The 13,136-nt window shown below is 59.1% G+C and carries 10 protein-coding genes; 3 read left to right on the top strand and 7 right to left on the bottom strand.

Annotated features, from left to right (window positions below; genetic code table 11):
• Positions 1-274 precede the first annotated feature (274 nt).
• Positions 275-1,816 carry an alpha,alpha-trehalose-phosphate synthase (UDP-forming) gene (locus MesoLj_RS22595; RefSeq protein WP_244735141.1) on the bottom strand — a complete coding sequence of 514 codons (1,542 nt, stop codon included), beginning with the start codon at positions 1,814-1,816 and terminating at the stop codon, positions 275-277.
• 171 nt (positions 1,817-1,987) lie between these two features.
• Positions 1,988-4,018 (bottom strand): sensor histidine kinase, encoded by a 2,031-nt coding sequence (locus MesoLj_RS22590; protein ID WP_202322622.1) that lies wholly within the window; start codon positions 4,016-4,018, stop codon positions 1,988-1,990.
• A gap of 309 nt (positions 4,019-4,327) precedes the next feature.
• Between MesoLj_RS22590 and MesoLj_RS22585 the strand changes: the two genes are divergently transcribed.
• A complete protein-coding gene (locus MesoLj_RS22585) occupies positions 4,328-5,197 on the top strand; it encodes an alpha/beta fold hydrolase (protein WP_202322616.1) in 870 nt (289 codons plus the stop codon).
• Between the two features lie 63 nt (positions 5,198-5,260).
• Here the strand turns inward: MesoLj_RS22585 and MesoLj_RS22580 are convergent, their stop codons facing one another.
• Genes MesoLj_RS22580 through MesoLj_RS22565 form a run of 4 tightly spaced genes read right to left on the bottom strand, consistent with a single transcriptional unit; the run spans position 5,261 to position 7,570 of the window.
• Positions 5,261-5,593 (bottom strand): hypothetical protein, encoded by a 333-nt coding sequence (locus MesoLj_RS22580; protein ID WP_202322614.1) that lies wholly within the window; start codon positions 5,591-5,593, stop codon positions 5,261-5,263.
• 2 nt (positions 5,594-5,595) lie between these two features.
• Positions 5,596-5,955: a hypothetical protein gene (locus MesoLj_RS22575; protein WP_202322612.1), complete on the bottom strand. Its 360-nt coding sequence runs from the start codon at positions 5,953-5,955 to the stop codon at positions 5,596-5,598.
• Entirely contained in the window at positions 5,955-7,175 is a 1,221-nt protein-coding gene (locus MesoLj_RS22570) for an NRAMP family divalent metal transporter (RefSeq protein ID WP_202322610.1), read from the bottom strand. The genes MesoLj_RS22575 and MesoLj_RS22570 overlap by 1 nt, the downstream gene beginning before the upstream one ends.
• Positions 7,172-7,570 (bottom strand): hypothetical protein, encoded by a 399-nt coding sequence (locus MesoLj_RS22565; RefSeq protein ID WP_202322608.1) that lies wholly within the window; start codon positions 7,568-7,570, stop codon positions 7,172-7,174. Before MesoLj_RS22565 ends, MesoLj_RS22570 begins: the two co-directional genes overlap by 4 nt.
• A gap of 349 nt (positions 7,571-7,919) precedes the next feature.
• Between MesoLj_RS22565 and MesoLj_RS22560 the strand changes: the two genes are divergently transcribed.
• Both MesoLj_RS22560 and MesoLj_RS22555 read left to right on the top strand, forming a co-directional pair.
• The gene (locus tag MesoLj_RS22560; protein ID WP_202322607.1) at positions 7,920-11,261 is read left to right on the top strand and encodes a DEAD/DEAH box helicase; all 3,342 of its coding nucleotides are present in this window, start codon (positions 7,920-7,922) and stop codon (positions 11,259-11,261) included.
• Between the two features lie 722 nt (positions 11,262-11,983).
• A complete protein-coding gene (locus tag MesoLj_RS22555) occupies positions 11,984-12,514 on the top strand; it encodes a YciE/YciF ferroxidase family protein (protein ID WP_202322604.1) in 531 nt (176 codons plus the stop codon).
• Positions 12,515-12,574: 60 nt separating this feature from the next.
• Here MesoLj_RS22555 and MesoLj_RS22550 read toward each other — a convergent pair whose 3' ends face one another.
• Positions 12,575-13,117 (bottom strand): cysteine hydrolase family protein, encoded by a 543-nt coding sequence (locus MesoLj_RS22550; RefSeq protein WP_446720337.1) that lies wholly within the window; start codon positions 13,115-13,117, stop codon positions 12,575-12,577.
• Positions 13,118-13,136: the final 19 nt, after the last annotated feature.

Here is a 13,136-nt window from a genome sequence, read left to right as displayed (position 1 = left end):
AAATGCCCCGGCTGATGACGCAACGCGACTCAACGCCTTTGGCGACATTTGGTTCGGTCCGCGGCGTTCCAGTCCGGTTTTGCCGTGTTTCGGTTGGAACTCTGGCGCCGCCTGCTTCGGAAACGGCGGCGCCGGATATTTTCGCGCACCGGCCTGCATCGCGGCGCCGAACTTGGTAATTCCGCATGAAAGCGGCCTGCTCGCCGCCACACAGCTGCTTCCCTTTGTAAACTCGGTGTAGTCAGGCCGCTTGCAGGATTAATGCAATGGCACGCTACCCCTCGCCCGCGAGCGCGGCGAGAAATGCTCGCCGCCATTCTGCTGCGTCGTTGCGCTTGATGCGCTTGACCAGTGCGCCGTGCCTAGCAATTCGTTCATCAAGTGGCATCACGAGCGCTTTTGCGATGGCATCGGCAACCTCGTCAACCGCATAAGGATTCACGATCAGGGACTCCGCAAGCTCTTCCGCCGCACCTGCAAAACGAGACAATACAAGCACTCCGGGATCGGCTGGATCCTGGGCGGCTATGTATTCCTTTGCCACAAGGTTCATCCCGTCACGCAAAGGCGTGACCAAGCCGACCTGGCTAGCGCGCAACAGACCAGCTAGCCGCGAGCGCGCTACGGCTCGGTGGATGTAGCGGATCGGGGTCCAGGCCAGATCGGCGTACTTCCCGTTCACCGCGCCGGCAGTTGCTTCTAGCTGTGACCGGATGTCAGCATAGGCGCTAACCTCCTCGCGCGTGGGCGACGCAATCTGCAAATAAGTTGCCGCCCGCTCTTGTTCAGGGTGCCTTTCCAGCAGGCGAGCGAAAGCCTGCATGCGGCCGGGCAGACCTTTGGAGTAGTCCAGCCGGTCGACGCCGATGATTTGTTTCAGTCCCAGAATCTGGCGGCGCATGGAATCAATCTGGACATCCTCGGCCGCGTCGTTGGCCATGCGAGAGAATGAATCGACGTCGATGCCTATTGGGAAGCACTTCGACAACACTGTCCGGCCATTTGCCTCAGCTGCGCCGTTGGTATCAAAGGTCGTGGAATTGGTCGCCTGCACCGAGCGCCGAAAATTCGCCACGTCCGTTTCGGTCTGGAAACCCACAACATCATACTGAAGCAGATCGCCGATGAGTTCTTCATGGTCGGGTGTGGCTGCAAACAGGTCAGGCGGCGGGAACGGAATGTGCAGGAAAAAGCCTATCCGATTGCGGATTCCGAGCCGCCGCAACTCGGCGCCCAAGGGGATAAGATGGTAGTCGTGAATCCAGATTAGGTCGTCGTTGCCCGACAACAGTCCCGCGAGCGCTTTCGCAAACCGCGCATTGATCTGCCGGTAGGCGTCTAGAAACTCTGCCCGGTGGTTCACCAGGTCTAGCCGATAATGGAACAGCGGCCATAGCGTACTGTTTGCGTAGCCGTTGTAATATAGCGAATACTCCTCGCGCGGCAGGATGAGCGCAGCCGTCTCGATCCTACCTAAGCGTTCGAGGCGGATCAGCGGTTGGTCGCTCGCGACAGAGTCCTGATGTTCGTCGCTTGCTCCGAGCCATAAGCCACCACGCTCGGCCAACGCATCCGCGACACCAACCGCTAGCCCGCCGGCTTGCGACAGATCGCGAATGTTACCCAACCTATTCGAGATGACAACCAGTCGGCGCGCAACGTTGGCGATTTGCCTGGGCTCGGCCAATCCGCCCTGGCGATGAGTGGCATCGCCAGACCTTTGCGAGGTAGCGAGACTTTCGTTGGGTCGCTGAAACAAGGCAAATCCTGAGCTTGAAGACCGCCTGGCAACGGTCTGGGCATCCGATTGTTCCACGAAATTCGCCGTAGATTGTCTTGCTGTGCCACGCAAATTTTCGGCCTCGCGCCGGCCATGCCAGAAATGCGCACGCAACACGAAAGACCTGCGCACGCGAGGGAGTTGGGCCGGAGCCAGCGTTCGCAATCCCACTTTGCGTAGTGCCTCATATTATGGCGAGATGAACTTTTAGGTCGTTGCCCCCGCAATTGTCTGCCTGGAGAGGCTCACATGGAAAACGCAAAGCAGGCCGGATGGCTCGTATCGCAAGACAACTCCGCCAGATTGCTCATTGTCGAAAACGCGCGTCAGCAATTGCGTTCCAAAGCCCTTGCGCGTTGCAGGTGTGACCAGAGGCCCTCCTGACTCACGCCATTCCAGCTTGAGTTTACGCCCACCCTCCTCGCCGTTAATTGTCCAGGCGATTGAAATTGTCCCGGCCCCGTTGGAGAGCGCCCCGTACTTGATGGCGTTGGTCGTGAGCTCATGAAGTGCCAAAGCAAATGAAAGCGCTACGGTTGGCGAAAGCCAGACATCCTCGCCGCTGATCCGAAAACGGTCGAGCGGTGCGTGCGCGGTGATCGAGTTGGCGATCAGATCGCCGAGGTCCGCACCGCTCCAATTTTGGCGTGTCAGGGCATCGTGAGCCTTCGCCAGCGAGACGAGCCGGCTGGACAGGTTGCGTCCTGCCTCCGGCAGATCCGCGGCGTTGCGGATAGTCTGGGTGGCGATCGACTGGACAACCGCCAGCGTGTTCTTCACCCGGTGATTGAGTTCGTTGAGCAGCAGCTGACGTTGCTCTTCGCCGCGCTTACGCTCCGAGATATCCAAACTGATTTGCACGGCACCAATGATGGATCCGCTCGGTTCGCGGATTGGACGTGCGCTGGAGAGCAGGTAACGGTGAGCACCCGACGGCAGAATGTATGCAAATTCCTGGTTGTCGATCGTCTCGCCGCGCATCGCCCGGCTCAAAGGACGATCTTCGCGAGCGACACGCTGCCCGTCCTTGACGGCCACCGTGTCGATAACGAGATCGGGCGCGCCGAATGACTTGGACGTTACCGTCGGTAGACCCATCAACTCGGCCGCGAAGCGATTTCGGATAACTTGGCGAGCTTGAGGGTCATAAGTAAACCATACGGCTGCGGGCACCGTCTCAAGCACGGTCTGCAGCTCTCGCGTGCGTTCCGTAATAGCGTGCTCTGCATTGACCATCGCCTGGGCGATCGTGGCGAACTCGGCCACCGAGGTGGACATTGGCCGGACTTCGCGGCCATTACCAAGCGACTCTGCGCGGCCAGCAAGATCAATCGTGGCTTGGGTCAGCTTTTTTCCAACGATGTAAGCGAGGGCAAGGGAGATGAGGAGCGCCGCCGCGCCAATTCCACCAATCGCTGCGAGCGAACGCCAAAGCGGCGCCTGGACTTCCGAGAGCGGCACATTGGCGGTGTAAAACCATCCAGAGTACGGAGAACGGTAGTAACCTGCCAGCAGCGTTGTCCCTTCGAAATTGCGGGCCGTGAAACTGCCATGAGGCCTGACGATTTTTTCGACGTACTCCGGCAACCCAGGCTTTCCCGTCATCTCCTCGTGTTGCTTCGACCGTGCGACGTAACTGCCGTGGCGATCGCCAATGCCCACAGTCCAGCCTTGCGGCACGGCGGGCAACATGACATCGCGAATGAGGGCAGTCGGCACGGATACCGAAAGCAGCCACTCTTCACCGTTCGGTCCGGACACGCGTCTCTCGACCGCCACCCGATAGTCCGTGGAGTCTTTGGCCACGAACACATTGCTGACCGAGACGCCGGCCGATTTCAGCTTTTCGCGCTCGTCGGTCGTCACAGGGTCGACGGGCGGCAATGGCTCTCCCTGTGCAATCTGTGTGTTTGCAAGTTGGCAGCCATCGAGGTCGCGCAATGCGATGATCTTATCCGTGCCCTGCGCAAGCCGACGCGCTTCATCCTCAAACACTTTCAGATCCCCCTTTGCGAGAGACCCCGATTTTGACAACCCATCGACGGTCGTCTGTAAATTGAGGAGTTCGGCCTCGACCACCAAGGAGACCTGTCGTGCCGTCTGCAAGGCATCCTGTTCAAAGCGGCTTTGTTCATGAAGCGCATATTCTACAAGGAGGTAGGCAGCAAACAGCCAGACTGGCAAAACGGCCACCGCGATAAGACCAAGCAAATGAGCCCGAGCCGATCGACGAGGCATTCCACCCTCCGGAAATGGGCTAACCATAGAGACAAGAAAACAAACAACAAGGGACAGCGCGGAGGCATGAGAGCGCCAGCGATACCCCGAGGTTTGGTTTGCTTTGATACTACCGACCGGCGGCTCTGCAACGGCTTGCAAGCTTTTCGCTCCATCAAGTGTTGATGGCAAGGACAAATCTATCTGACGGGGAGCCCGTCACGTCCGGGAGCATTCCGACTGTGGCACGGAGAAATGGCGATCCCGCCGTGAACCGTTCCTCGGTGAGAAGGTTCTATAAGCTCTGGTTGACCTGTGGGTAGATGGTAGATGTTCGACAACTTCGAGCTTGAAATGATTGATACCGAGGGCGGACCGATACGGGTTCGGCACGGCGGATCTGGGCCGCCTCTCCTTTTGATCCATGGCCATCCTCGCTCGCATATGACGTGGGGCCAGGTCGCGGACTTGCTGTCAGCAGATTTCAGAATTGTGTGCCCGGATCTTCCCGGGTTCGGGCGCTCCTACATACCGGCGGACGACCCGGAAAGCAGGTTCTCGTCCAAGCGGGCAAAGGCGGCGGCGCTCGTGGAGGTCATGAAAGGGTTGGGCCACGACACTTTCTTCGTTGCCGGGCATGATCGTGGCAGCCTGGTCGCTTTCAGAATGGCTATGGACCATTCCGATTTGGTGCGAAAGTTGATTACGGTAGATGGATTGCCAGTTATCGAGCATCTGGAGCGTGCCGACTGGAAATTTGCCCGCGATTGGTACCACTGGTTCTTCTTCGCTCAACCCGAGAAGCCAGAACGGGCCATCCTGGCAGACCCAATGGCATGGTACAGCGCCTTGCGGCCAGATGAGATGGGACGTGAGGCCTATGACGAGTTGGTTTCCTTCATCCACGATCCTGCTGTCGTCCATGGGATGATCGAAGACTACCGCGCAGGTGTCAGGATCGACCATCGCCACGACCGTGATGATCGAGATGCAGGCCGGAAGGTGCGCTGTCCGATGCTTTGCCTCTGGTCGCTCGACGATGACTTGGAGCAGATCTATGGCGATCCGGTCGCAATATGGAAGCACTGGGCCGACGACGTGGGAGGCTTTGGGATAAAGAGTGGGCACCATGTCGCCGAAGAAAATCCAGCCGCTCTCGCAGCAGCATTCAAGTCCTTTCTCCAAAATGATATCGGTTGATCGATCGCCGTTGCGTGCCAGTTACCTGATCGTCTGAAGCTCGACTGACCCGGCGACCGGACCTCAGCGTTCGACCCGCACGCTGGATTGCATCGTTGCGAGCTCCTGCTCAGAGCAGCGAAGGACCGGCGCCGCGGGGTCGGAAATGTCAAGCTTGTCCCACGGAATCCGATAGATCCCTTTGCGATGGCGCAGCCGAACGAGGTCGAGCAGGGCCGTGCCGATTGACGAGGCGGACAGACGCTCGAACACCGCGAAAATACCGACATGATACTCAGTGACGACAAGGTCGTTGCCATCTGCTTCGGCGACGATCTCTTCCAAGTGGCCGATGCATTGACCCTCCTTCGAGAATACGCGCCGGCCTGCCAGTTGGTCGAGATTTGCCGTTGCCATCGTCAAGCTCCCGGAATCCTTCCGACGACGTGGTCGCGCAACCAGCCCTGCCAGTCAAAAATCGCAGTCTTGCGCACATCGACATCGACCTCGATGTCAAGGCCGATGTCGCGAACCTTGCTCCATGCCACCCGATGAGGCTTGGCATGGCGTTCGCCCCCCAGCTTGGCGGCCAGAATGACCATCCAGCGTCCAGGGAGCGGTCCCAAGCGGCGCGCCAGCGCAATCGAGCCGATCTCGACGGCGATGATCCTCGGGGGCTTACCTTCTCTCAACTGGGCCACTATCCCGTCCACCTTGCCGATCTTGACCTCGTTGCGGTCGACAACCTGCTTGTCCAAAACGTCGCGTATCATGAGCATCAACTGCCTCCAAATATTTGCAGAGGAATGGTGACAACCGCGAGGATGAAGCCAAGCGCGATAACAAAGAGCACTGCCGCGTTGGAGATCACGCCGTTGCGATGTTCGCCCATATAAGACCGGTCATTGAGCAGAAACAGAAATGGCACGACCGCCAGAGGCAGGCTTGCGGCCGTAAGGGCCATTGAAAAGATGGTAAGCTTCAGCGGATCAAGGCCGAGCGCAATCGGAATGGCGGCCGCGAAGATTGTGACGGTATAGACAATCGTGAAGCCTGGATCCTCGCGAGGCTTGCGGTCCTCGCCCCAATTCCATCCGAACCCCTGCGCGACGAGGTATGCCTGCTGAAGGGCGATCTCGACCGTCGCGCCGAAGCAGGCGATGCCGAGCGACGCAACGAACAGCACAAAGCCCCAGAAACCGAACACCGGAGTCAGCATCAATGGCAATTGGTGGTAGTCGTCCACTTGCGTGATGCCGTTCGCTCCAAGCACCAACGCAGCGACGATAAGCACGGCTATGGAGATGGTCCCGCCGAAACTCATGCCGAGCCCGGCAATGGCGCGATTGATACCGAGATAACTCTTGTCCCACTTGTCCTCGATCGCTCCCGCGGAATAGAACATGAAGAGATATGGCGAGATGGAAGCACCCAGAATGCTGACAGCCATGAACCAGTAAGTAGCGGTGTCGTGATGTGGCAAGGAGGGCACCGAACTGACGGCGACCCGCGTCCAGTCAGGCTTGAGGAGGACCGCCGCTACGACGAAGCAGAGCGTTACCAGCCCCAACAGCGAAACGCCTTTCTCAATCAGGCCGAAAGTGCCTTTCCACAGCAAGAGCCATGCAATGAAAGCTACCGGCAGCGCCCACCATTGGAAGCCGATCCCGGTGGCGAGTTCGGCCGCAATGGAAACCCCGCCGATTTCAGCAGACAGCACCAGGAAATTGACCAGCAATGTGCTGATAAGAGGCCAAAGGAACGCATTGATGCCGAAGCGCTCGCGAATGCCGTCGGCTATCGTGTGCTTGCTGACGGCTGCGAAACGGCCGGCCATCTCCACCAGGAAAATGATGCAGATAGTCCCGAGGAGAATGGCCCAGACCAACTGGAAGTGGAACAATGCACCGGCCTGGGCTGCTGTCGCCAACGATCCGACCTCAAGGAAGCCGCCAACGCTGGTCACCACGCCGAGCGAGATTTCCAGCAATTTTTTCATGGATTTGTCGCTCGATCTGCGGGATCTGCCACAACGAACTTGGCAATGACAGTTCGAAGCTCCTGACCGGCTTGCCCGGCTTGTGCTCTGTCGCCGCTCGTGACAGCATTTTCGGCCCGCTCGGCAGCGGCTGTGAGTTGTCGCGCCAGTCGCCTGGAGGAGTCCGAACCGTCCGCCGTTTGTAGTTGCCGATCGTAGTCAGCTAACACTTCGGACAAAGACCGCAACGTGGCTCCCGCATAGTGGGAGGGCGTGGCACCGGCGCTCCAACTGTCGATGACCATGATCGCTGAATTGGCGGTGGACTTGGCGTTCTGCGCCTGCTTGTCTTCAGCATCGGATGAAGAACAGGCGGCTAGGCTGACGAGCAACAAGGCCGCCAGCAGACGCGACATGATGGTATTGGCGAACGCTACGACGCTGCGTGACATCGGATGCGTAAAGCATTGCGGTCGAAAAGGTTCCGCAAGCGTTCGGCTCAGGAATTACCCTCCCTGCTTGTGATCGTCACGTTCGACGCGATTTCATTGCGGGCTTTGCTAACGACCGTATCCGGAGACCCGACTGCATCCTGCACGTCCTGCCGCCGGGGGGTCACTCGGCGAACGGTCGAAGAACAGCCAATGGCACGCTGTCCGCTGGCCGCCGCATTCGGGCTACACGCCCTCTTGAAGCGCGCCCGCGGCCTTTGGAACACACCGTGCGCAAGCTCGTTAGAAGCGGGCAACCTCGGACCGATATTTCATGAAACGACAAAAAAACTTAAAACCGCCGATCGACGTGGTTGGGTCGAGCACGCTTTCAGAATCGGGCGTTCCGAGCGAAGAACACGCAACAAGATCGCGTCGTATACCAGCTGCGGCGATTGCCGCGCGGCTGGTCCAGGCTGTACGGGATGGCGGCGCGGCTGACATGATTTTCATCGCACGGAGCGAGAACCAGGCAGAAGAAGTCTCAATTTCTTTCAAGCAGTTTATGCCGGAAACGCAGGTGATTTTATTGCCGCCGTGGGACTGCCTGCCGTACGACCGTATCCAGCCATCGCGTGAAAGCATGGGACGACGTGCAACCGCGCTTCTCGCTTTGACCAAGCCAGCCAACAGTCGCGCTCGCCTGATCGTCATGTCACCCGAGGCGGCCCTGCAGCGCTTTCTTCCTGGCGAAGCCATTGCGAAGGCCTTCACATCCCTGGCCACCGGCGACCGCGTTGATGTTGAGGCATTTTTCGATCGCCTGCAGACTTATGGCTACCTGATGGACGATCGGGTCGACGAGCCTGGAGAATTCGCCTTGCTTGGTCAGGGCATCGAGGTGTTTCCATCAGCAGCGCCACATCCCTATCGGATTCAAATCGAGCGTGGGGTCGTCGACAGCATTCGTTCATACAGCCCGGTGTCGCAACGCACAGATGAGAGTTTCGAGAACATCATGCTCGCGCCTTCGACGGAGTTGCTGGAATGCAGCTCAGCGCCGGCTGGACCTACGGAAGCACAAAGCATGGAAATGCAGATGGTCGGGGCCGGCTACAAGCTCAACACCATCTTCGAACTCTTGCCGCACGCCCGTATCGCAGTGGAGCCGGCTGTGGACGAACGCTTCGACGCCGCGATCGCGTTGATCGATGACGCCCGGCGGATGCGCGACAGGCAGCAAGGCCGCAAGTCAACCGCAGAACGCTTCTACCTGGATCGCCCGACCCTTGATAAGCAACTGGCGAAACGTCGGATGAAGCTTGATTTGCAGGGCTTGTCGCCAACGCCCGATTTTATCGTTGAGGTCAACCCGTCAAAGGCCATGGCGAACTTTATTGCCGAACAGATCCACGGCGGCCGGCGCGTCGCCCTCGCCGGCCCTGCGGTGGACCTCGATCGAATGGTCAAGACGCTGCACCGTCATCTGACGCTTGATGTCGGCCACGCCGAAAGCTGGGCATCGGCACTGGGCGTCGAGCCCGCAACCTTGGTCAGCCTCAATATCGATATCGACGATGGCTTTGTCGATGACAAGGCCGCGCTTGCGATCGTAACGGCCGCCGACGTCTTCGGTACACGATTAAACCCGGGAGATCATGGAGCCCCCTCTCTCGCTCAGGAGCCAGAGTTGCGAATCGGCGACGTCGTTTTGCATGAAGATCACGGCATCGCCGTTCTGCGAGACCTTGAGACCGTCGAGGTCGAGGGGATGGTCACCGATACCGTACGGCTTGAATATAATGGAGGAGCCACGCTTCTGGCGCCCGTAGAGGAATTCGGCCGCATCTGGCGTTACGGGGCCGATGAAGAGGCAGTGACACTCGACAGGTTGAAAGGGGATGGCTGGGCCAAGCGCCGGGCACAGCTCGACATGGAGATTGCTGAGGCGGCAGAACAGCTTGTCAGACTGGCTGCCGAGCGTCACAGAACAGGTGCCCGGGCCTTGAAGCCGCCACGTATTGCTTATGCTCGTTTCGCCGGAAGGTTCCCCTATCCTGAAACCGCCGATCAGGCAGAAGCAATTGCCGCCGTCCTCGACGACCTGTCATCTGGCAAGGCGATGAACAGGTTGATTTGCGGCGATGTTGGTTTCGGCAAGACTGAAGTGGCCTTGCGCGCTGCCGCCGTTGTCGCGTTGAATGGTTGTCAAGTCGCCGTCGTCGCACCGACTACGGTGTTGGCGCGCCAGCACTACGAAACATTTTCCCGCAGGTTTGAGGGCACCGAGGTGAGTGTGGCCCTTCTTTCGCGCGTCGTCAGCGAGGCCGAGTCAAGAAAGGTCAAGGCAGGGCTCGCGGACGGATCGCTTCGAGTCGTCGTTGGGACGCAGGCCATCGCGGCCAAGGGCGTCACCTTTGCCGACCTCGGTCTGCTCGTTATCGACGAGGAGCACCGCTTCGGCGTCAAACTCAAGCAAACGCTACGCGGCCTCGGCCAGAAGCTGCACGTTCTGTCGATGAGTGCCACTCCCATACCGCGTACGCTTGCGGCAGCCATGGTTGGTGTGCAGGAAGCCAGCCTGCTTTCTACGCCACCGGCTAGGCGGCGTCCGGTGCGCACAGAACTTGCCCCATTCGATAGAGCGTCGGTCAAGACAGCATTGATCCGCGAGCATCGACGGGCTGGCCAAAGTTTCTGCGTGGTCCCACGCATTGAGGACATCGAGCCCACGCTTGCTGAACTGCGCAAATTGCTGCCCGAATTATCCGTGCTGGTGGCCCATGGCGACATGAACACCGCCGAGATGGACGACGCTATCGTGAATTTCGCCAACGGGGATGGCGACATCCTTCTGTCAACAAACATCATCGAGAATGGCCTGGATGTGCCACGCGCCAACACCATCGTCGTGTTTCGAGCGGACCGGTTCGGGATGGCTCAACTGCACCAGTTGCGCGGCCGTGTCGGCAGGGGGCGGGTGCAAGGTTTGGCATACTTGTTAACCGAGGCTGGGAAGGACATCGCGCCGCAAACGCGCTCGCGGCTCTCGACACTGCTCGCTTTCGACCGGCTCGGTTCAGGGCTTGCCATCAGTGCCCGCGATCTCGACCTGCGCGGCGCGGGCGATCTGGTTGGAGAGGAACAAGCCGGCCACATGAAGTTGATCGGGTTGAGTCTCTATCAGCGGCTGTTGGCGCGGGCGGTCGATAAGGTGCGGGGTAATAATGACACCTCGACCCTTGAAACCGAGATCGAACTGCAATTCTCGGGCACTCTTCCGTTCGACTATGTTCCCGAGGCTGTGGTGCGCCTCAATCTCTACTCGCGTCTGCAACGCTTTGAGACCCTCGCTGAAATCGATGCTTTTGCCGAGGAGCTTGAAGATCGGTTTGGAAAGCCGCCACCTGAGGCGACCATGCTACTCGATTTCGCACGCCTTAAGCTTGCGGCGGTGAAGGCGGGCATCTCCAAGATCGGCGCTGGCCCCGTTGCCATAGCCATCGAATTTACGACGCCCGGTTCCAAATCCTACAGCCGCTTGGCCGAGCGCACCGACTGCGTTCGACGTGACGGGCGGCTCATCTTTAAGATCGCCACCCAACCCGGGCCGGAGCGGATAGCCGCCGTTCATGAACTGGTGCTAGACGCTTTGGAACCGGCCCATCCGGCGTGATCGAAGCTTAGCACTGGCTGGGGAAGGTCCACGGACGGTGCGTCTTCCCATTGAGGGGACGGGCCTGCCACGGCGAGCGTCTAGGCAGATACTGGCTTATCCGCCGGCAAATCCGACTGTACCTGGCTTCCTTCACTGATCGATATGATCCCGTGCTTGAAAAAGACGGTGTTTGTCTCCCCGCCGGAATACTCAGGCTCGCCTGGCCTGACAGCAAGTTCGCAATAACCTTTCGTGCTGCACTGGTCTACGAGGCTCGACAATCGAGCGTTCTTGCTGCTGGCACGAAATTGCCTCCCGTCAATCGTAGTCACCACAAATTCAGTCATCTTGTTCTCCATCGTTGGTGAAATGTTTACTTGATTGCTCGGGGTCGCTCGGCTTGCCAAACGGACCTCCCCGAGACTCCGGATGAAGGACAAGCGTAACCCGCGCCGAAGCAGTTCGTTCCCCTGCAGCGTCGGTGAAGCCCCCGTATGGCGCCCTTCATCGTGCATCAAGGCGGTCATCCGTTGAAACACCCAGCAGAAAATGGAGTTCAAACGATGGCACCGAGCGGGTGCGCCGAGCACAAACGTCGGTCACGGTTCGCGTCGCTTTTGAAGAGCTTTTCGAGCCTAAAAAGAAAATTGATCACACCTGATTTCCGGAGGAACCCGCCGCGATCATCCGAGTTGGATTAGCACCCGAAGGGGTGATTTCAACCAAAAGGAGATTGTCAGATGGCAGCCACCAAGAAAGCCAGTGCCAGCCCCAAGGGCCTCGAGGATCTGTTCCTCGACGGCCTCAAGGACATATACTACGCCGAAAAGAAAATCCTCAAAGCCCTGCCGAAGATGGCCAAGGGCGCAGAGGACGCCCAGGTGTCCGCCGCTTTCGAGAAACATCTTGTCGAGACGGAGGGCCAGGTCGAGCGACTTGAGCAGGTGTTTGATATCCTTGGCATTGCTGCGCGCGGCAAGACCTGCCCTGCCATCGACGGCATCATCGAGGAAGGATCCGAAATCCTGGAGGAATACAAGGGTTCGACCTCGATCGACGCAGGCCTTGTCGCCGCCGCGCAGGCTGTCGAACACTATGAGATCGCGCGCTATGGCACGCTGATCGCCTGGGCGACATCGCTGGGCAAGGATGACATCGTCGAACTCCTCAACGCCACACTCGAAGAGGAGAAGGCCACCGACGATGCCCTGACCTCACTCGGTGAGTCCGGCGTGAACGACAGGGCGGCCGAGCAGCAAAAAGCGGCTTGATCTCACGCACTTAAAAAAGGGCCACGGCGACATCGTCGTGGCCCTTACCGTTAGGGTCGGTCACCCACCAATCCAACAGTGTACAAGCTGCTCAGTGGTCGCGGTCTCGATATGCTGGCCGTAGCGATTGCTGAACAGCCCGATCATGGCATCATGGGACTCATCCGAGGCGCTGCAGACCGCATCCTGGACCACGATGGTACGCAAGCCATAGTCTGCCGCGCCCAACACCGTCGAAAGCACGCACATGTCTGTTTCGCCGCCGGTGACGATTACGGTGTCGCAGCGCCGCTGCGCCAGTAGAGTGCGAAGGTTTGAGCCAAGCCAAGGCGAATACACCGGCTTGTCTACAACTGGCGCCGGCGGCGTAAACGCTCGAAGTTCCGGGACCAAGTCCACCTTTCCCGGGCCAAGGCGCTCAAGCGTCATGTCTGCCCATCGTTCATAGTAGCGTTTCCAAGTCCCCTGCCCGGCGCCGGGCCGCCTAGCCGGTATAAACCGCGTGAAGACCAATCTCGACGGCTGTGTGCTGCAAAGATCTACGATCCTGGGAAGCACACGGTCCATCCATGGCAACGACCATTGCGACGGCTCGCGGAACATCGCCTGCATGTCGACGCAG

Source organism: Mesorhizobium sp. 113-3-9, assembly GCF_016756515.1.
GTDB lineage: Bacteria > Pseudomonadota > Alphaproteobacteria > Rhizobiales > Rhizobiaceae > Mesorhizobium.
This window is presented reverse-complemented; position numbering and strand designations above follow the sequence as displayed.

Coding starts and splice junctions, on each gene's coding strand:
- MesoLj_RS22590 (WP_202322622.1), bottom strand. CDS start 4,018: ATGCCTCGTCGATCGGCTCGGGCTCATTTGCTTGGTCTTATCGCGGTG.
- MesoLj_RS22585 (WP_202322616.1), top strand. CDS start 4,328: ATGTTCGACAACTTCGAGCTTGAAATGATTGATACCGAGGGCGGACCG.
- MesoLj_RS22580 (WP_202322614.1), bottom strand. CDS start 5,593: ATGGCAACGGCAAATCTCGACCAACTGGCAGGCCGGCGCGTATTCTCG.
- MesoLj_RS22575 (WP_202322612.1), bottom strand. CDS start 5,955: ATGCTCATGATACGCGACGTTTTGGACAAGCAGGTTGTCGACCGCAAC.
- MesoLj_RS22570 (WP_202322610.1), bottom strand. CDS start 7,175: ATGAAAAAATTGCTGGAAATCTCGCTCGGCGTGGTGACCAGCGTTGGC.
- MesoLj_RS22565 (WP_202322608.1), bottom strand. CDS start 7,570: ATGTCGCGTCTGCTGGCGGCCTTGTTGCTCGTCAGCCTAGCCGCCTGT.
- MesoLj_RS22560 (WP_202322607.1), top strand. CDS start 7,920: ATGAAACGACAAAAAAACTTAAAACCGCCGATCGACGTGGTTGGGTCG.
- MesoLj_RS22555 (WP_202322604.1), top strand. CDS start 11,984: ATGGCAGCCACCAAGAAAGCCAGTGCCAGCCCCAAGGGCCTCGAGGAT.
- MesoLj_RS22550 (WP_446720337.1), bottom strand. CDS start 13,117: ATGTTCCGCGAGCCGTCGCAATGGTCGTTGCCATGGATGGACCGTGTG.